Source organism: Pseudomonas sp. LTJR-52 (assembly GCF_003691465.1).
Lineage (GTDB): Bacteria > Pseudomonadota > Gammaproteobacteria > Pseudomonadales > Pseudomonadaceae > Chryseomonas > Chryseomonas luteola.
The window spans coordinates 977,957-997,621 of sequence record NZ_CP033105.1 but is presented as its reverse complement, the minus strand read 5'-3'; the positions used below and the strand labels follow the sequence as shown (position 1 = coordinate 997,621).

General features: G+C 56.1%; 17 protein-coding genes. 4 read left to right on the top strand and 13 right to left on the bottom strand.

All coding sequences use genetic code 11. The features are described from left to right. From EAW52_RS04520 to EAW52_RS04510, 3 genes are read right to left on the bottom strand one after another with little or no spacing between them, the layout of a single operon-like run. On the bottom strand, positions 1-2,283 hold the full coding sequence (locus EAW52_RS04520; RefSeq protein ID WP_122041570.1) for a TonB-dependent receptor: 2,283 nt from the start codon (positions 2,281-2,283) through the stop codon (positions 1-3). 22 nt (positions 2,284-2,305) lie between these two features. Next, positions 2,306-3,082 carry an energy transducer TonB gene (locus EAW52_RS04515; protein ID WP_122041569.1) on the bottom strand — a complete coding sequence of 259 codons (777 nt, stop codon included), beginning with the start codon at positions 3,080-3,082 and terminating at the stop codon, positions 2,306-2,308. A 3-nt stretch (positions 3,083-3,085) separates the two neighbouring features. Continuing rightward, positions 3,086-3,493, bottom strand: a complete 408-nt coding sequence (locus EAW52_RS04510) for a biopolymer transporter ExbD (protein WP_010795870.1) — start codon at positions 3,491-3,493, stop codon at positions 3,086-3,088. Between the two features lie 209 nt (positions 3,494-3,702). On the opposite strand from EAW52_RS04510, the gene EAW52_RS04505 reads away from it, so the two are divergent. Then, positions 3,703-4,407 (top strand): aspartate/glutamate racemase family protein, encoded by a 705-nt coding sequence (locus tag EAW52_RS04505; protein ID WP_122041568.1) that lies wholly within the window; start codon positions 3,703-3,705, stop codon positions 4,405-4,407. Positions 4,408-4,428: 21 nt separating this feature from the next. On the opposite strand, the gene EAW52_RS04500 is transcribed toward EAW52_RS04505, so the two are convergent. The 4 genes from EAW52_RS04500 to EAW52_RS04485 all read right to left on the bottom strand — a co-directional run bounded on the left by EAW52_RS04500 (position 4,429) and on the right by EAW52_RS04485 (position 9,665). Next, positions 4,429-5,778 (bottom strand): hypothetical protein, encoded by a 1,350-nt coding sequence (locus tag EAW52_RS04500; protein ID WP_162997584.1) that lies wholly within the window; start codon positions 5,776-5,778, stop codon positions 4,429-4,431. A gap of 157 nt (positions 5,779-5,935) precedes the next feature. After that, complete coding sequence (locus EAW52_RS04495) at positions 5,936-7,309, bottom strand: hypothetical protein (protein WP_122041566.1); 1,374 nt, start codon at positions 7,307-7,309, stop codon at positions 5,936-5,938. A gap of 100 nt (positions 7,310-7,409) precedes the next feature. Continuing rightward, positions 7,410-8,465 (bottom strand): hypothetical protein, encoded by a 1,056-nt coding sequence (locus EAW52_RS04490; RefSeq protein WP_122041565.1) that lies wholly within the window; start codon positions 8,463-8,465, stop codon positions 7,410-7,412. A 135-nt stretch (positions 8,466-8,600) separates the two neighbouring features. After that, complete coding sequence (locus tag EAW52_RS04485; RefSeq protein WP_122041564.1) at positions 8,601-9,665, bottom strand: hypothetical protein; 1,065 nt, start codon at positions 9,663-9,665, stop codon at positions 8,601-8,603. 396 nt (positions 9,666-10,061) lie between these two features. On the opposite strand from EAW52_RS04485, the gene EAW52_RS04480 reads away from it, so the two are divergent. Further along, the gene (locus tag EAW52_RS04480) at positions 10,062-10,355 is read left to right on the top strand and encodes a YciI family protein (RefSeq protein ID WP_122041563.1); all 294 of its coding nucleotides are present in this window, start codon (positions 10,062-10,064) and stop codon (positions 10,353-10,355) included. A 33-nt stretch (positions 10,356-10,388) separates the two neighbouring features. On the opposite strand, the gene nhaA is transcribed toward EAW52_RS04480, so the two are convergent. Further along, positions 10,389-11,564: a Na+/H+ antiporter NhaA gene (nhaA, locus tag EAW52_RS04475; RefSeq protein WP_122041562.1), complete on the bottom strand. Its 1,176-nt coding sequence runs from the start codon at positions 11,562-11,564 to the stop codon at positions 10,389-10,391. Positions 11,565-11,600: 36 nt separating this feature from the next. Next, positions 11,601-12,689, bottom strand: a complete 1,089-nt coding sequence (locus tag EAW52_RS04470) for an AI-2E family transporter (RefSeq protein ID WP_218567937.1) — start codon at positions 12,687-12,689, stop codon at positions 11,601-11,603. A 463-nt stretch (positions 12,690-13,152) separates the two neighbouring features. On the opposite strand from EAW52_RS04470, the gene ahpC reads away from it, so the two are divergent. Both ahpC and ahpF read left to right on the top strand, forming a co-directional pair. Beyond that, the gene (gene ahpC, locus EAW52_RS04465) at positions 13,153-13,716 is read left to right on the top strand and encodes an alkyl hydroperoxide reductase subunit C (RefSeq protein WP_122041560.1); all 564 of its coding nucleotides are present in this window, start codon (positions 13,153-13,155) and stop codon (positions 13,714-13,716) included. Positions 13,717-13,837: 121 nt separating this feature from the next. Beyond that, positions 13,838-15,394 carry an alkyl hydroperoxide reductase subunit F gene (gene ahpF / locus EAW52_RS04460; RefSeq protein ID WP_010795880.1) on the top strand — a complete coding sequence of 519 codons (1,557 nt, stop codon included), beginning with the start codon at positions 13,838-13,840 and terminating at the stop codon, positions 15,392-15,394. A gap of 86 nt (positions 15,395-15,480) precedes the next feature. On the opposite strand, the gene EAW52_RS04455 is transcribed toward ahpF, so the two are convergent. The 4 genes from EAW52_RS04455 to EAW52_RS04440 all read right to left on the bottom strand — a co-directional run bounded on the left by EAW52_RS04455 (position 15,481) and on the right by EAW52_RS04440 (position 19,646). Continuing rightward, a complete protein-coding gene (locus EAW52_RS04455; RefSeq protein WP_122041559.1) occupies positions 15,481-15,834 on the bottom strand; it encodes a rhodanese-like domain-containing protein in 354 nt (117 codons plus the stop codon). Between the two features lie 36 nt (positions 15,835-15,870). Beyond that, positions 15,871-17,220 carry a chromate efflux transporter gene (gene chrA / locus EAW52_RS04450; protein WP_122041558.1) on the bottom strand — a complete coding sequence of 450 codons (1,350 nt, stop codon included), beginning with the start codon at positions 17,218-17,220 and terminating at the stop codon, positions 15,871-15,873. A 59-nt stretch (positions 17,221-17,279) separates the two neighbouring features. Beyond that, positions 17,280-18,227, bottom strand: a complete 948-nt coding sequence (gene dmeF, locus EAW52_RS04445; protein ID WP_122041557.1) for a CDF family Co(II)/Ni(II) efflux transporter DmeF — start codon at positions 18,225-18,227, stop codon at positions 17,280-17,282. A gap of 132 nt (positions 18,228-18,359) precedes the next feature. Further along, on the bottom strand, positions 18,360-19,646 hold the full coding sequence (locus EAW52_RS04440) for a sodium:alanine symporter family protein (RefSeq protein WP_122044718.1): 1,287 nt from the start codon (positions 19,644-19,646) through the stop codon (positions 18,360-18,362). Between the last annotated feature and the right edge of the window lie 19 nt (positions 19,647-19,665).

Genomic DNA, 19,665 nt, shown 5'->3' with positions numbered 1-19,665 from the left:
TCAGAAGCTGGCTTCCAAGGAGACCGTTACGGTCCGCTCGACACCGACGATGTAAGCCGGGTCGCCGTCGCGGTAGCCGTTATAGCTCGCTGAGTTGGTCTTGTAGGTGTACACACCGTCCAGATACTTCTTGTCGAACAGGTTGTCGACGTTCAGACGCAGGGTGGCGTCCTTGACGATGTGCTTGTCTACCGGCAGGTATATGCCAGCCCCGAGGTTGAAGATCGTCCGCCCCGGAATGCTCTCGTCATTGGTCAGGTCACCGTAGAGCTTACTGGTGTACTTGGCGCCGAAAGTGCCGTAATAGCGCCCGTCGTCATAACCGATATTGGCTGCCAGCATGTTCTTGGGCACGTTGGCAAACTGCTTGCCGCTGGTAGGCAGCTCCACCGCAACGCCATTGTTGTAGGCAGTGATATCGTCCTTCTGCTTGGCACGGGTGTAGGTGTAAGAGGTGTAGTAATTGAAGTTGTGCGGCAGCAGACCGCTCCACTCCAATTCAAGACCCATGTTATCTACATCGCCTGCGTTGATATCGGCGTAGTCGCCGTTCTCGTCACGCGAGGAGACCTGACGATCCTTGAACTTCAGGTAGAACAGGGTGGCCGACAGGGCCATGTCTTCCTGGGTGTAGCGCCAGCCCAGCTCGTTGCTCCAGCTGGTTTCAGGATTGAGATTGATCGAGCCTTCACCCTGATCGTACAGCACGTAGTTGTACGGTATGCGCATGTTACGGGTCAGGTTATAGAAGAACTGGTTCTGCTCGTCGAAGCGGTAGCCAATACCAAAGGTCGGCAGCACCTTGCTATAGTTCTGGTGACGCTTCTCCGGCAGCTCGGTCAGGCTGCCATAGTTGGTCCCCTTGCGGTCGACATCCATGTAGGCCACGCCGGCGTTGAGCGTCCAGTCCGGGTTCATGTACCAGGTATCTTGCACCCAAACCTTTTGGGCTGGCGTAACGGTGTAACGGTCGCGTCCCTGAATGATGTTGCCATTGGCATCGCGGGTCTCGTCCGAATCAGACCAGACGCTTTCAGGCTTGCCACTGGCCTCGAGTGCAATAAACGGCTGGGTCTGCCGCTGGCGGGCGCGTTCGTACCAATAACCAAACTGGAGGCTGTGATCGCCCAAGTCCCAGTTCAGCTTGGTGGTAATACCAGGACGCCAGGTTTGAGTCCGGGAAGGACGATAATAGACACCAGTATAGGACAGGCCGTCGCTGGCATAGTCAGCGGCTGAGGGCAGGTTGCTCAAATCATAGACGCCATTACTGCTGGTGCCGCTGTTAAGCGAATACGTCGAACTGCCTACGCCGCTGCCGTCCCCCCAGTAGTAATAGGGGATGACCGACAGAGACATATCATCCCGCAGGCGGAATTGGGTGTTGAGCACGCCGGTAAAAGTCTTGAAGGGATTCTGTGCCAGCTCGTAGTACTTGGAAATCTTGCCGTTGGAGCCCAGCGCAGGCGGATTGGGGTTAGGATCGTATTTGCGCCCGTACTGGGTGAATTCACTCTTGGTGAGCTGGCTATAGCTGTTGTTGTCCTGCTCATGGTACTTGAGGATCAGGTTGGCCGTATTGCCATCCCCGGCGTCGAAAAAGCTATTCCATTCCACCTTGTCGGCCCGAACGGCACCGTGACCGCGCCACATCTGACCTTCGGTATGCGAGGCAGACAGCCAGTTGGACAGGCCATTCCACTCACCTGTATTCAGACGGGCAAAGGTCTTGTAAGTACCGTTGCTGCCTGCAGTCTGTTTAACAAATGCACCGGTCTCTTTGGTTGGTCGGATAGTTGTCAGGGTAATGTTGCCGCCACTGGAGCCAATGTGCGGACCGTCGGCATCCGAGGCGCCCTGTACTACGGAGATCTGGTCGATGTTCTCCGGATCGCCCAGCAGGTTGGAGTACAGCGCATAGTTGCCCGAGTCGTTGATCGGCATACCGTCAACAGACATGCCAACCTGATCGGAGTTAAGCCCCCGCAGGGTGAAGCGAAAGCCCGACAGCCCCGTGGCGTCTTCGCTGGAGATGTTCAGTCCCGGTGTGTACTTGAGACGATCGACGGCATTGGCGGTTGCCGTCTGCTTGTTCATGGCTTCGCGAGTGAGGGTGGAGCGCGACTTGGGGCTTTCTTCAGGGGTCATGTACCCGCTGCCCAGCGTGGTCTTCCCTTCAACACCAATGGTGCCGACATCACGCTCACCGGTTTCCTGTGCCATGGCCACACCATGGCAAAGACCAGAGGCAACCAGCGCCAGGTAAATCCTTGTGTACTTCATTGGAATTCCTCGAATCGGATAATCACTGCATGCTGTAACTGAAGGTGGCGGTAAAGCGGAGCTGGTCCTTGCCGGCAAAGGCCTCGGACGGGAACGGCTTGACGTTCTTGATACGGTTCAGGCTGTTGGCGGCCGCGCGGTTGAGCAGCATGCTGCTGGCCTTGTCCTGTATGCCGGAATCCAGTACGCGCCCGGCGCGGTCGACCAGCAGCCAGATCACGACATCGCCGTGTGGCCGCTCAAGCGATGCCTGGCGTCCGGTGGGGTACTGCTTGTAACGATCCAGCTCGGCACGCAACCCCTGTACGTAACCGCCTTCCAGTGCCTGGGCATTGACGGTCGGCTTGGGGGGGGCGGCGGGTGCCGGCTTGGCCGCGGCCGGAGCAGGTGCCGAAGCAGGCGTCGGCTTGGCTACCGGTTGCTCGACCTTGGCCACGGCAGGCTTGGCCACTGGCTTTGGCTGTGGTTTCGGCTGAGGCTTGGGTTGCGGCTTCGGCACTGGCTTGGGCTCAGGTTTGGGTTGCGGCTTGGGAGGTGGTGGCAAGGCAGCCTCCTCTTCCTCCACGACAGGCTCCGGTGGTGGTGTAGTAACGGGCACTGCCAGCGGCTCAGGCGGCGTGGCAACCGGCTCGGGTGCCTGGACCGGATCGGGTTCGACCAGAGCCAACTCAACGGCTGATTCGTCGTATACCGGCTGAACTTTCAGCGGCGTACGCTGGGCATACAGGGCAATCAGTACCAGCGCAGCAAGCGCAGGTAGCCAGCCCAACACATGGCGGGAGCGATAGAACGTATACATGGATCAGGACTTGCGCGTGGCGATGGAGACGGAGGTAAAACCGCCCAAACGAAGGGTGTCCATCACCTCGACCAACCGGGCCACTTCCACGCCCTTGTCGCTGTTGACGATGATGGTGGTCTTGCTGTCTGGTTTCTCCTGCGCCTTGAGCGCCACGACCAGGGCATCGACCTGAATGTCCTGACCATCCAGCTGCAGCTCACCGTTAGCGCCCAGCGTCAGGATGGCCTTGTTCTGCGGTTTGAGCTGTTGCGCGCTACTGGCGCTAGGGAGCTGGGTTTTCATTCCCAGTGCCGGGATCACGTTCAGACTGACCAGTACAAAGAAGACCAACAGGAACATCATCACGTCGATCATCGGGATAAGCTCGATATGAGCCTTGCGCTTCTTGGGTTCTTCCCAGGTTCTCATGATGACTGCCCTCCAAAATGATGGGGGCACGCTAACAACCGAAAATGACAGCAGGGTTAAGTATTCTTGACCATTTAAAGCTCTAGATCGAGCTTTTTACTGAACAATCGATACAGCTGTTAACTATCGGATCGGTACAGTGGCCTCTTGCCTTGCTGCATTGGACTGGCCTGTGAGACGGTTCCACTCCCTCATCAAGGAGCAGAATCATGCGAACGCTAGGACTTCTTGCCGGCATGAGCTGGGAAAGCTCGGTCACGTACTATCGCCTTCTCAATCAAATCGCCCGGCAGCGCCTTGGCGGTTTGCACTCGGCACCGCTGCTTATGTGGTCAGTCGATTTTGCAAAGGTTGCCGAACTGCAACATCACGGCGATTGGGACGGTTGCGCCAGACTGCTGGTAGATGCAGCACGCCGCCTGGAAACGGCAGGCGCCGAAGGTCTGCTCATCTGCACCAACACCATGCACAAGCTGGCCGAACCTATCCAGGCGGCAATTGATATCCCGTTGATCCACATCGCTGACGCGACCGCTAAAGCGTTAACAAAAGCTGGTATGCAGCGCCCTGCCCTGCTCGCCACACGCTTTACCATGGAGCAGGACTTCTATGTCGGCCACTTGCGCGCCCACGGTCTGGACTCGCGTATCCCGGACGCCCCAGGTCGCGAGCGGGTTCACCAGATCATTTATGAAGAGCTGTGCCAGGGCGTGGTTCGGGACGAATCCAGACAGACCTATGTGGCAGAAATCGGCAAGCTGGCCGACCAGGGTGCCGATAGCGTGATCTTGGGCTGTACGGAAATCGGATTACTGCTCAGCCAGAAGGATCTTGCCCTTCCTGTCTTCGATACGACCGAAATTCACGCCGAAGCCGCAATGGATTTTGCTCTAGGTAACGAGACGCTGCCGTAACGCACGGCAGCGTCTGCTCCCTCATTGCTGAAGCACAGAAGCCACGTTGTTCAAGCCATTCTGAACGATGGTCGCCGAGTCATTTCCGCTGTTGAAGTCACCATTGACCAAACCGCCCTGCACCACCGTTGCCACGTTGCCGCTCAGGCTCTGGCTGATACTGGCCTCGTTACCGCCATTGCTCCAGCTTTGCGTCAGGCTGGCGCTGTTGAGGTCACCGCTTTGGGTGATTTCAGCCATGGCCGTCCCAGTGGGGTTGGCCTGGGTGATGTCGGCCTCGTTGTCATTGCCAGTCTGGGTAATCTCGGCCTGCCGGCTGCCCCAGAACTGGTCAATCGAAGCAGTGTTGCGATCACCCTCCTGGGCAATCCGCGCCACACTGTCATACACCATAGGCCCACCACCACCTTGGGCAGCCGCGGCCTGGTTGGCATTACCGGTTTGACTGACATCAATCACGCTACGGTCCGCCTGTTGGCTTAGTGTTGCGCTATTGGTGGAACCTAGTTGATCGAGATTAATGGTGTTGGTAATCCCATCCTGATTAATCGAAACGGTATTCTCATCACCAATGGAACTGCCACGCACCGTGGCGCCGAGCCCACTCTGCGCGCTGGTCAGCTGGTTGGCATTACCTTCCTGACGGAAAATGAACGACGCATTCGAGCCTTGATCAACCGTCGCGGAATTGCCATTACCTACTTGATCCAATGTCATCTCGGAAAGATAACGTGAGGTACTCTGAGTGACAGACGCCAGATTTTCGTTACCGTTTTGGGTAACCGTAGCAACAGCTCCCGAATCGCTACTGCCCTGCTCCAGGATAATCGTATTGTTATCGCCTAATTGGGTAGTCTGTCCAACACCATAGCCGGTCTGAGTCACCTGAGTGGCGTTGCCGTTACCCACGCTGGAAGTATTAACGGTATTGGCGTACCACTGTTGCTGGATGGTATGTGTATTGTTGTTGCCTTCCTGATAGACCGTGGCCTCGGAGCCCTGCCCATCCTGCTGATACAGCGACACGCTGTTGTCATCGCCTGCCTGGGTTACAGTAGCCGATTGTGAGCCGCTGTCCTGATAAAGATAGGCCGTGTTCCGGTTACCGGTCTGGCCCAGATCGATAGTGTTGGAAGAAAACGTAGTGTCCTGAACAGTCTCCGCGACGTTGTCATCGCCGTTCTGGACAATGGCAGATCGGCCGAAACTTCCCGTCTGTGTTTGCGTCGCCTGATTTCTTGCGCCCTGCTGCTCCAGCGTGGCCTCGTTGTTGTCTCCTGCCTGACTCTGGGTAGCGGTATTGCTTTCAGCATAGGCATGGCTGCCAATAACCAATATCAAGGCAACAGCCAAGGGTTTTAAACTGAACATATGCATGTCCCTCAGTAGCGTTATTGTTGTTGTCCGGGCCCGTATCTCACAGGATCGGACAGGCGGTAACGCACGCCTGGACTACGGCAATAATTTTCAGGCCCAGACGCTAGAACAACAGGTGCTGCCTCATTCAGGACAACACCTGTACCGTCGGTTATTGCTGAATAACCGAAGCCACATTGTTCATACCGGTTTGAGAGATAGTGGCTACACGCTCACCGACCACCACTTCGCCATTGAGCAGGCCGCCTTGTGTGATACTCGCTACATTACCTGCCACCTGCTGGGTAATTGTGGCCTCGTCGAACCCTACCGTGTCATGTTGAGTAATCGAGGCCTTATGGTCATTCCCGGTCTGCTGGATGCCAGCTGTTGTCCAACCCTCAATATTGCTGTGATCTATAGTCGCCTGGTTGGCTGCTCCGGCTTGCTCGATAAAACCTCTCGCCAAAGGCCCAAAGCTTTGATTCAACACAGCGCTGTTTGCCTCTCCTTCCTGAAGGACATAGGCACTGCTGTTAGGCTCGTAATCACTAACGTAATCATCTTGCGTAATGGCCGTCTCGTTTCCTGTTCCGGTCTGACGAACAGACGCGGTATGACCAAGCCCTCTTTGAGAGACAGCTATACGGTTGTTATCACCGTTCTGCTCCAGCCATGCATTCAAGTACGTCCCTATTTGACTGGCTTCTATGACGTTGCCATTTCCAACCATGGCGCCGCCCAAAGAGCCTCGCCAGATGCCTTGGTCTGCAACCAGATCATTGCCAGTGCCATCCTGAACGAACTCAAGCGTTGCCATATCGGAACGTTGAGCCAAGTTGGCTGTATTGCCATCACCTACCTGATTCAGGATCAAGTCGATTTGCCCATACCGCGACGAGGTTTGATAAAGCGTCGCCGCCTGGTTTGTACCCTCTTGGTAGACCTCGATATTGCCCCCGGCGTAGCCTACACTTTGGGTCAGCTCAATCGAATTACCCTCGCCTCGCTGCTCAGCACGCGCAGGTCCGCCTCCATACTGCGTAGTGGTTGCGCTATTTCCATTACCCACACTCGTTACGCTTAATTCATTGCCGTAGCGCAGCTGCTGGATGTTATGGATGTTCCCATTCCCCTCCTGATACAAGCTGGCAACCGAGCCATTTCCGTCCTGTTGGTAAAGCGTTATGTCATTGCCATCTCCTCGCTGCAAAACAGTAGCCTGATGTCCGTATCCCAGGTTCTGTTGATTGAGCAGCGCGGTGTTCTGATTGCCAATCTGTTCAAGCCGCAGACTGTTTTCAGGGGTAGAAGCCTGGGATACCTGCTCGATTTGAGCTGAATTACCGTTACCGGTCTGCACAACTTCCGAGCGACTGAAGTCACCCCTTTGAATCTGGGCAGCGTTATTACCCTCACCGCCCTGCTCCAGAAGAGTATCGTTGTAGTTACCGTCTTGTGTTTGGATAGCAGTGTTATTTGCGGCAAGGGCATAACTGCCTGAGAGTATCAGCAGTGCCATAACCAAGGGCTTGAGCGTAAACATGTAGAAGTACCTCTATGAGGTCACACGAACGGGCGAACTCTGGCCTTACCAGCCCAGTACTCAGGGCTGGCGCTAACCATGTCAGCGCCAGCTGCTTACATCACTGCTGGGTAATCCTGGCAATGTTTCCTGTACCGTTCTGCAGGACGGTAGCTGAGTTGCCGTTTATATCTACTGGCGTGGCCTGAGTAATGGCAACCTGATTGGAGAAGCCTATCTGGCTGACCGCAGCCAGGCTGTTGTTGCCAGACTGGTCGATTGTGGCGAGGTTACCGTCACCCTCCTGTACGAGATCTACACGAGCGAAATACAGGTCCTGGGTAATAGCAGCCACGTTGTCATTGCCCGTAGAGCGTCCTGTAATGGTGCCGCTGATACTAAACTGATCAATTGTCAGGTCGTTATTATTGCCCTGCTGGGCAAAATCAACCGTACTAAATCCGCCGTTTTGATTGATCGTGGCGGTATTGGTATCACCTTCCTGCGCTAATGCCACACTGGTCGCAGGATAGCGACCTGAGCTTTGGGTAACGGAAGCCAGGTTTTCATTGCCGTTCTGCTGGATTGTGGCTGTACCACCTGAGGAGCCGCCAGTTTGATCCAGGTTGATAACATTGTTATCGCCTGTCTGTATCGCGTCTGCCTGCATTCCATGCCGTTGTATAGCATTCAGAGCGTTGCCATTACCAACCGTACGGGCTTCAAGCGTATTGCCGCCATAGCCGTTCTGCTCGACATTATGCGTATTGTTGCTGCCTTCCTGATACAGCGTAGCGACAGCGCCATTACCGCCTTGCTGATACAACGCTACGGTGTTTGTATCGCCCAACTGGGTAACAGTAGCGCTATGCTCTAGATCGAAGCTCTGCTGGTAGACCTGGGCTACGTTGCTATCTCCTGTCTGATAAAGATCAACCGTATTTCCAAGCCCCAGCTGCGTTGTTTCAGCCGCGTTGGTGGCCCCATTCTGAGTAATAGCCGAGCGATGTTCGTTGCCCTCTTGAGTTTGGGTAGCGGTATTGCCTTCGCCCGTCTGCTCCAGTGTCGTTTCGTTGTAATTACCGTCCTGCGTTTGGGTAGCGGTGTTGTTTGCAGCCAGGGCACAGCTGCCGGAGAGCATCATCAATACCACAGCCAAGGGCTTGAGTTTGAACATGAGAGATCCCTCTAGACGTATAAGTTAACCACTAAGGCCCATACCGAGCGCAGGGAATGATCCCTACGCCTGGTTAGGTAAATGGGACCGCTACGCTTGGGCAGGCAGTAACAGCCCCAAATGCTCTACTGACTGCTACTGTTGGGTAATCCTGGCCACGTTGCCGGTACCGCTCTGCATGACGGTCGCTGCGCTCCCTTCACCGAATACACCAGCTATACCGGTTTGCATCAGCGCAACCTGATTGGCAGAGCCCATTTGATTGACGGTTGCGATACTTCCACTGCCGCCCTGGTTGATCGTGGCCAGGTTGGCATCACCCTCCTGCACCAGATCTACCTTCGTGTAGTAGTCACCTTGCATGATGCTGGCAACGTTGTTGTCACCGACTGAACGCCCGGAAATGGCTCCGTTAGTGCTGAACTGATCGACATTCAACTCGTTGTTGTTACCCTCCTGGGTAAACTCAACAACATCAAAGCCACCGTGCTGATTGACGTTCGATGTATTGGCATCACCGTCCTGCGTCAGCGTCACTCGCTCGGCGGGGTAGCGGCCGGAGGTTTGCGTTACAGACGCCAGGTTGCTATTGCCGTCTTGGGCAATCGTGGTCCAGCTTCCGCCCATACTGCCAGACTGATCCAAACTGATGAGGTTGTTGTCTCCGGTCTGGATAGTCTGTGCGAATACACCCTCATTTCGTTGAATGGCATCAAGCCTATTGCCGGTGCCTACCGTACGCGCTACCAGCTCTTTGAAACCTTCACCGTTCTGTTCAACGTCATGGATATTGTTGTTGCCCTCTTGGTACAAGGTTGCCACAGAGCCATTACCGTTCTGCTGATACAGCGTCACGTGGTTCGTATCGCCCAACTGGGTAACGGTAGCGCTATGCCCATACATAAAGCTCTGCTGGTAGACCTGAGCTATGTTGCCATCACCCGTCTGGTAGAGATCGACCGCATTTTCAATACCTAGCTGTGTCGTTTCTGCCGAATTAGTAGCCCCATTCTGAGCAATGACGGAGCGATGCGCTGAGCCAGTCTGGGTCTGCGTTGCGGTATTGCCCTGCCCGCTCTGCTCGAGGACAGCTTCATTGTTATCGCCATCCTGCGCTTGGGTGGCACTATGGCTGGCAGCAAAGGCGGTAGTACCAAGGGAGATGAGAAGAATTAATGCCAAAGGCTTGAGCGTAGACATGAGTACTTTCCTTGATTAGTCGTAAGGCCGATAAGCTGAGCAAAAGGCAAAGCTGTAAAACCATTAACTACTCATGAAGGCACACGTGAAGGCGTGCCCAGTGACTCCTGTAACAGTTGATCGGCAGGTTCGATGTCCAGCATCCCCGGCAACGGATCGTCCTACTCACCCGCGCGAGCACGTATGGCAGTGCCCCACGGTAACAACCTGATCTCCAGCATAGAGATACGGAGGCGAAGATTCGTGCAAATCCGTCTTTACGAATATCCATCGAACGGTGTAATACGATGAATGGTATTCATCCTAGACACTTGCGCTGGTTTATAAGACAGAACTGTCAGGCACTCGAATCGCCTGGACTGATCTCCACCAACACAATTAAAAACAGGAGCCACCATGCAATTTGTAGTAACCGCCTACGACCATACCGATCCAGAGGCCTTTAATCGTCGACTGGAAAATCGCCAGGCTCATCTGGAAGGAATTCGAGCCATGGCCAAGGAAGGAACATTTATCAGCGGCGGGGCCATTCTGAACGATGAAGGTCGAATGGTAGGCTCGACCGTACATGTCGAATTCGAGAATCGCGAGGCATTGGACCTCTGGTTGAAGAACGACCCTTATGTCACGGGTCGCGTCTGGAATGAGATTGATGTACGAGAAATCAAGCTCGTTAACATCACCACATGATGCAAAAAGGGCACCTTCCGGTGCCCTTTGCTCTTAGGCGTTTTTCTTTTTGCCGACCGCAATCAGCATAAGCGCACCCAGACAGCCGGACGTAATCGACCCCAGCAGTACACCAATCTTGACCGCATCCACCAGTTCTGGCGAATTGGGGAATGCCAGCAGGCCGATGAAGAGGCTCATCGTGAAGCCGATTCCACACAGCAGGCCGATCCCGTAAAGCTGCTTCCAGGTGGCATGTTCCGGCAGTTCGGCCAGCCCCAGGCGAATGCTCAACCAGGCAAACGAGAATACGCCCACCTGCTTGCCAACCAAGAGGCCCAGCGCGATCCCCAGCGGAACCGAGCCCATCAAGGAGGCAAGGCTCACGCCATTGAACGAGACACCAGCGTTGGCGAATCCAAAGATCGGAATGACCAGAAACGCGGTGTAAGGGTGCAATGTATGCTCAAGACGCTCCAGCGGCGGATGCTTCGAGCCGGTACGCAGCGGGATGGTCAGGGCCAGCGCTACCCCGGCCAGTGTCGCGTGTACGCCCGATTTGAACACGAAGAACCACAACACGATACCGACCAGCAGATATGGCAGGATTCGCGTTACGCCCAGCTTGTTCATGGCAATCAGCACCAGCAGGGTGAGACCCGCCAGTCCCAACATCGGCAGGGACAGATCTGCCGTGTAGAACACCGCAATGATGCACACGGCGAACAGGTCGTCGAGAATCGCAAGCGCGGTCAGGAAGATCTTGAGCGATACCGGAATACGCGAGCCCAGCAGGGAGAGTACCCCGAGTGCAAAGGCGATATCGGTCGCCGTGGGAATCGCCCAGCCTTGAAGTAAATGCGCATCGTCATGGTTGAGTGCCGCGTAAATCACCGCTGGCACGACAGCCCCGCCTAATGCCGCCAGCCCTGGCAGTGCACGCCGTCCCCAGGTGGACAACTGCCCGACCAGCATCTCACGTTTGATTTCGAGCCCGACCAGCAGGAAGAAGACGGCCATGAGCGCATCGTTGATCCAGTGCAGAACACTCATGCCCAGCACGTAGCGCTCCAGGGTGCTGAAGTACACACTGGCCAGCGGCGAATTCGCCACAATCAGAGCAATGGCTGCCACGGCCATCAGAAGCAATCCGCCCGAGGCCTCGCTTGTCAGAAAGGCCCTGTAAAAGGCCTGGAGGCCATTCGAGCCTCGGATCTTGTTGTCTTGCATCTTTTCAACCTCACGCCTGAAAATGTAATCGAAGCCTTAAGGGCTTTTCTCTGATGTGTTGTTATCGGATACGACCACGGCATCCCGCGGCCATGCGCTCCAAAGCGCCTTGAACAGGGTCGCCAGCGGGATCGCAAAGAAGATTCCCCAAAAGCCCAGGGTGCCGCCAAAAAAGAGAATGGCCAGGATAATGGCTACCGGATGCAGATTGACGGCACCTGAAAACAGCAGCGGTGAGAGAACATTGCCATCCAGTATCTGAATGATGGTGTAAGCCAGAATCGCATACAGGAACTGATCGCCCAGACCAAAGCTGAAGCCTGCCACAGCCGCAACGGGCAAGGTCGCGACGGCAGCACCGATGAAGGGAATCAGCACGGACAGACCGACCACCAGCCCGAGCAACATGGCATAGGGCAACCCCAGGATATAAAACGTGGCATAGCTGACCGCCGCCACGATCACGATCTCGATGACCTTGCCGCGCACATAGTTGGCGATCTGCTCGTCGACTTCCTTCCAGACTCGGGTCATCAGGGTCCGTTTACGTGGAAGTACAGACAGGAAGAAGCCCACCAGCAGGTCCTTGTCCTTGAGCATGAAAAACACCAGGATCGGCACCAGTACCAGAAACGTACCAAAGGCGATGATATTGCCCAGCGAGGTCAACGACAGCCGGACCGCTCGCTGCGCAAGGGCAGTCAGCTCACTGCCTGCCGTCCCGATCCAGCCCTGAATCTGCTCATGAGTAACGACACTGGGATAGCGCTGCTGAAGCTCATCCAAGAGGACCTGAGCCTGGGCAAACATCCGGGGCGACTCCTGCAACAGCGTCACCAGCTGATCCCATACCAGCGGGAGCACAAACAACAAGAGGCCCAGGAATATGCCTAAAAAAGACAGGAACATGAGCGATATTGCCCAAATCCGGGGTACTCTCCAGTGCTCCAGACGGCTGACGCCACCCTGTAGGAGAAAGGCGACGACCAGCGCCGTCAGGAACGGCGCCAGGGGCTTGCCCAACAACATGACTAGAGCAAAGCCCAGGGTGAGCAAGACGCTGAGAACCACCGCTTCATCTTGGGAGAAATAGCGGGCAAACCACTGCGTAATGACGCGCCTGATCGCCATGACTAATGCCCTCCACGCTGGGCAGGTTCAGGTCGGCAACCTGAAAAGACAGCGATCAACAGTGAAGTGAATCTGCTTGGAAAGTCGAAGCCCTCAGGAAACAACTGGACGAATGCGGCTCCTGACATGTTTCTCCTTCGTCATCCTGTTTATCGAACACGATCGACAAGGAAATCATATTTTTCAGCCCAATGCTTAACAGCTGTTTTTCATGAAATGTCTGAGCCAGGCAAGCGCACGCTTGAATTCCGACATTTCAGCCATACCACTAGTGCTTGCGGCAGTGTTTGTTGACCTCAGAACCTCCAAGTGCTCCGCCTGAAAGAAAGACTTAATGATCCTGAATGGCTGGATAGGTCAAACTTATGAGATTGATGCCCACATTCAATTAAGTCTAATGTGCATAAGCGAGTATCTTATCTCTCGCCAATTCTTAACCCCTGATGGAGATTCAGTGATGTCTTTGATCAATTCCGAGATCAAACCGTTTAAAGCTACAGCGTACAAGGATGGCAAGTTCATCGATCTGACTGAAGCTGACTTCAAAGGCAAGTGGTCTCTGGTTGTTTTCTACCCAGCTGACTTCACCTTCGTTTGCCCGACTGAGCTGGAAGACCTGGCTGACCTGTACCCTGAATTCCAAAAGCTGGGCGTAGAGATCTACGGCGTATCGTGCGATACCCACTTCGCTCACAAAGCGTGGCACGACACTTCCGACGCTATCAAGAAGGTTCAGTACGCCCTGGTTGGCGACCCGACTGCAACTCTGGCTCGCAACTTCGACGTTCTGATCGAAGAAGAAGGCCTGGCGCTGCGTGGTTCTTTCCTGATCAACCCGGAAGGCCAGATCAAGCTGTGTGAAGTACACGACAACGGCATCGGCCGCGACGCGTCCGAAATGCTGCGTAAGGTCAAGGCTGCTCAGTACGTTGCCTCCCACCCGGGCGAAGTTTGCCCTGCCAAGTGGAAAGAAGGCGAAGCTACTCTGAGCCCGTCTCTGGACCTGGTTGGCAAGATCTAAACGCCAACACACGGTTATCTGCGCTTAGGAGCCGGCTTCCGGCTCCCTCTAGTGCCCGAACGCCCGGGCGGAACACGTCCGGGCGTTTTTATTCCCGAAATTTGTCGAGAGGTAATGCCTCATGTTGGACGCCAGTCTTAAAACTCAGCTTAAAGCCTATCTGGAAAAGGTTACCAAACCCTTCGAGATCGTCGCGTCCCTTGATGACGGCGCTAAATCTCAAGAAATGTTGGGTCTGCTCCAGGACATCGTCAGCCTGACTGACAAGATCACCCTGCGCACCGATGGCAATGATGCTCGCACACCTTCGTTTGCCCTGAACCGTCCGGGTGAAAACATCAGCCTGCGCTTTGCCGGTCTGCCCATGGGCCACGAGTTCACCTCGCTGGTTCTGGCGCTGCTGCAAGTGGGCGGTCACCCGTCCAAGGCCAGTGCAGATACTCTAGAAGCGATCCGCTCGCTCAAGGGCGAATTCAATTTCGAAACCTACTTCTCGCTGTCCTGCCAGAACTGCCCTGACGTTGTTCAGGCGCTGAACCTGATGGCCGTACTGAATCCGAACATCCGCCACGTTGCGGTCGACGGTGCGCTGTTCCAGGACGAAGTTACCGAGCGCCAGATCATGGCCGTGCCCAGCATCTACCTGAACGGCGAGCCGTTCGGTCAGGGCCGCATGGGTCTGGAAGAAATTCTGGCCAAGCTCGATACCGGCGCCAGTGCCCGTGACGCTGAAAAGCTCAGCGCCAAGGACGCCTTTGACGTACTGGTTATCGGTGGTGGTCCTGCCGGTGCTTCCGCTGCGGTGTATGCTGCCCGTAAAGGTATTCGTACCGGTGTTGCAGCCGAGCGTTTTGGCGGTCAGGTACTCGATACTCTGGCGATTGAAAACTTCATTTCCATCAAGGAAACCGAAGGCCCGAAACTGGCCGTAGCCCTTGAAGAGCACGTGAAGCAGTACGACGTCGACATTATGAACCTGCAGCGTGCCGAGCAACTGATTCCTGCCACCGAGGCGGGCCAGCTGCACGAAGTCAAGTTTGCCAATGGTGCTTCGCTCAAGTCCAAGACGCTGATCATCTCCACCGGCGCTCGCTGGCGTGAAATGAATGTCCCGGGCGAGAAGGAATACCGTAACCGTGGTGTAGCTTACTGCCCGCATTGCGACGGCCCGCTGTTCAAGGGCAAGCGCGTTGCAGTTATCGGTGGCGGCAACTCCGGTGTGGAAGCGGCAATCGACCTGGCCGGTATCGTGGCACACGTGACCCTGATCGAGTTCGACAGCCAGCTGCGTGCGGATGCGGTACTACAGCGCAAGCTGCACAGCCTGCCGAACGTGACCGTGATCACCAGCGCCCTGACCAGCGAAGTGAAAGGCGATGGCCAGAAAGTGGTTGGCCTGACCTACAAGGACCGCAACTCCAGTGAGTTCAAGTCCATCGACCTGGAAGGTATCTTTGTCCAGATCGGTCTGGTCCCCAACACCGAATGGCTCAAGGGCACCGTCGAGCTGTCGCCCCGTGGCGAGATCGTTGTAGATAGCCGTGGCGAAACCTCGCTGCCGGGTATCTTTGCGGCCGGCGACGTAACAACCGTACCGTACAAGCAGATCGTGATCGCGGTCGGCGAAGGTGCGAAGGCTTCCCTGGCTGCATTCGATTATCTGATCCGCCAGGTGTAAGTTTGACTGTGTACCGCTCTGCCGGTACACAGCACTCTCAAAACGCAGGGTATCTAAGATGCCCTGCGTTTTTTATTGCTCGTTGATCAGTCTTTCTGGGTATTGCAGGCCGCAAGGCCTCCCTCGATGGAGACGACTTGGGTGTATCCCATGCGCTGCAGGCTTTCGGCGGCCAACGCTCCCCGGTTACCGCCACCGCAATAGCAGACGATCGGTGTGGCCTTGCTGGCTACCAGTTCGCCGATGTGCATTTCAAGAATTCCCCGACTCATGTGGGTCGCGCCGTCCAGGTGTCCCCGTTCGAACTCGTCTCGCTCCCGAACGTCCAGAAGCAGCGCGCCCTGATCGACCAGTTGCTCGGCTTCAACGGGCGAAACCTGCCGAATACGAGACTTGGCGTCGGCTGCAAGTTTGAGAAAATCGTCTGAATGGTTAGCCATAGTGCATCCTCTCTTCTGCAGCCAAGCTGCTCCTTGTCACATGAATACGACGTGCATTAACAACCCTACTGTTGCACAGGCTAGCAGCACTTCCATAACTGTGCGCTTGAACCGGAAGAGCGCTATCGCTGCCAGCAGTGTGATCAGAGCGGAGAGTAGGTCGAACGATCCGCTCAAGCCCTGCGGCCAGAATACGTGGTAGCCGAAGAACAAGGCCAGATTCAGGATTACGCCGACGACCGCCGCGGTAATGGCGGTGAGCGGAGCTGTGAAGCCCACCACATTATGGGTGGACTCCACCAGAGGCCCGCCGGCCAGAATGAAAAGAAACGAAGGCAGAAAGGTAAACCAGGTCACCAGCACGGCAGCCAATGCCCCGGCGGCAAACATGTGCTCGTCCCCTAATGCCGCCTGCCCATATCCGCCTAAAAACGCGACAAACGCCACCACCATGATCAATGGTCCGGGTGTGGTTTCCCCCAGGGCAAGGCCATCGATCATCTGGGCTGGACTCAGCCAGCCGTAGTGTGTGACGGCACCCTGATACACATAAGGCAACACCGCATAGGCACCGCCAAAGGTCAGCAGTGCAGCCTTGGTAAAAAACCAGCCCATCTGGGTGAAGGTATGAGTCCAGCCAAACAGATAGACCAAGGTCAGCATCGGCACGATCCAGAGAAACATACCCGTGATCAGTAATTGCGCCAGCCTCGACCAGCGAAAACGGGCATGCGCTGGTGGTGACGTGTCATCATCGATCAGTGCGGGTCCGAACGAAGCCGCCTGATTGGCATGCCCTCCCCCTACCCTGAACCGCTCCGGAGCGTACCTGCCTCCAAGAAAGCCAATAACCGCCGCAGACAGTACAATCAGGGGAAACGGCACGTTGAAGGCAAACAAGGCGATGAACGAAGCCGCCGCAATGGACCAGAGCCAATGGTTTTTCAAAGTACGTGTTCCGATGCGATGGGCCGCCTGCACAACAATGGCGGTCACCGCTGGCTTGATGCCGTAAAAGATACCTGCCACAACTGGAGCGTTGCCCCAGGCCAGATAGGTCCATGACAGGGCGATCAGGATAAGCAGCGAAGGCAATATAAAGAGCGCTCCGGCGATCACCCCACCCCAGGTCCGGTGCATCAACCAGCCGATATAAGTCGCCAACTGTTGGGCTTCAGGTCCGGGCAGTACCATGCAGTAGTTGAGCGCATGGAGAAAGCGTCGCTCGGAAATCCAGCGTCGGCGCTCCACCAACTCCTGATGCATGATTGCAATCTGTCCAGCCGGTCCGCCAAAGCTGATAAAGCCCAGCTTGAGCCAGAATAGAAACGCCTGAAACAGGCCTACCGGGGCAGGAGACGGCAAGCGAGGCTCGGAAGAAGGCATGTTGAATCCTGTCGTTGACCAAGACCCGGTTATATCACTTGCCGCTGTCGCCCACCTCCTCAGCGTACCGGACAGATCCCGTCTCTGTTGATCTCAACCGTGATGTGGACAAGTTCTTCATGAACGGAAAGCTGCTGTTTGAAGTCTTCAGGCGAGGCATTACTGGTCGTGGCGATGCTGACGATGCAGGCATATTTGCCCTTGCCTACTTTCCAGACATGCAGGTCACAGATCTTGGCCTCGATGGGACTGCCTGCTATCACATCCCTGACTTCCTGTACCACCGGATCGTCCATCTGCGCATCCAGCAGCACACGCCCGGTTTGCTTGATGAGCCCAACGGCCCAGATGGCGACCAGTATGCCGCCTACGATTCCCATGACCGGGTCGAGCCAGCTGGCCCCCCAGAGCATGCCACCAATCAGCGCGATGATAGCCAGGACGGAGGTTGCCGCATCAGTAATGACATGGATGTAGGCCGAACGTAGATTCAGGTCCTGATGCTCACTATGACCATGATGATCGTGACCATGGCCATGATCATGCCCGTGGGAATCCTTGAGCAGCCACGCACACACCAGATTGACCAGCAATCCCAGAATGGCGATGGCGATGGCCTGCGTATAGTGAATCGGAGCAGGTGTCACGAGCCTGATCACGGATTCATACAGCATCAACAGAGCGATGCCAATCAGCGCCAGCGCACTGGTATAGCCAGCCAGCACCTCCATTTTCCACGTTCCAAAGGCAAAGCGCGCGTCGGTCGCATACCGTCTAGCCGCCGCATAGGCGAACAGCGAAAGCCCCAGCGCCAGCACGTGGGAACTCATATGCCAGCCATCCGCCAGCAGCGCCATGGAGTTGAAGGCCCAGCCGCCCACAATCTCGATCACCATCATGATGGCAGTAAAAATCACGGCGCGGCGGGTATTCTTTTCCGCCAGCGGGTTTTCCTCGTTGAAGACGTGCGGGTGAGAACAGGAATGCTCAAGCGAAGATCGGGACATCGGAATGCTCTATCCAGAAAGGCCAGGAAAACAGCGTTAGCGTTTGGACCACAGCATCGCGATTTTCACCCATTTTCCAGGTCCGGGCCTCGCGAGCCCCAATGAAAAAGGCTCGCCGCAGCGAGCCTTCGTTTATTTGCTGGCGAAGTATTCTCGCGTCAGCCGGAGCACCACCGGGCTGAGCAACAGCAGCGAGATCAGGTTAGGAATGGCCATCAGACCATTGAGCGTATCGGCCAGCAGCCAGGCGAAGTCCAACTGTGCAATCGCTCCAAAGGGAACGGCCAGTACGAAGATGATGCGGAACGGCAGAATGGTCTTGGTACCCGCAAGAAACTCCCAGCAGCGCTCGCAGTAATAGCTCCACCCCAGGATAGTGGTAAAGGCAAACACTACCAGAGCGATGGTCAGGATGATGCCGCCAAAACCGGGCAGCGCCGTCTCGAAGGCCGCCGCTGACAAGGCCGCCCCACTCTGCCCGCTCGTCCAGACGCCGGAGCAGATAATGGTAAGACCCGTCATGGTGCAGATGATCAGAGTATCGATAAACGTTCCGAGCATACCAATCATGCCTGAGCGTACGGCGCTGTTGGTCGTACCGGCTGCCTGGGCGATACCGGCGGTACCCAACCCGGCTTCGTTGGAGAAGATGCCACGCGCCACCCCGAAGCGAATGGCAGCCATGACCGCCGCCCCTGCGAAGCCGCCCGTCGCCGCCGCCGGAGTGAAGGCATGGGTGAAGACCAGGCTGAGCGCATGGGGAATTTCGGACGCATGGGTCACCAGCACGGCAATGGCCGCGATGATATAGCCTATGCACATGGCAGGGACCAGGGACGAGGCAACCGCCCCGATCCGCTTAATACCGCCCAGGATCACGAGCCCCACAACCACCATCGTCACGACACCGGTCAACCACAGGGGCACGGAAAAGGTTGTCTCCAGGGCCTGCGCCATACTGTTGACCTGCACCATATTGCCGATACCGAACCCGGCCAACCCACCGAACAGGGCAAAGGCGCCGCCTAGCCAAGCCCAGCGCTTGCCCAGGCCGTTGCGGATGGCATACATCGGGCCGCCGACATGCTCGCCACGCTCGTCCTTTTCACGAAAATGTACAGCCAATACTACTTCGGCATATTTGGTAGCCATACCAACCAATGCCGTACACCACATCCAGAACAGCGCGCCGGGGCCACCCAGGAAGATCGCGGTAGCAACACCCGCGATGTTGCCGGTTCCCACGGTGGCAGCCAGGCAGGTCATCAAGGCCTGGAAAGGACTGATCTCACCGCTTTCGTCGTCATCCTTGGTCCGGCCCTGCCACAGCAGGCGAAAGCCGGTGCCCAGTCTTACGATCGGCATCAGTTTGAGGCGTAGCATCAGATAAAGACCCGTGCACAGGATCAGTACCAGCATGGGCACGCCCCAGACAAGG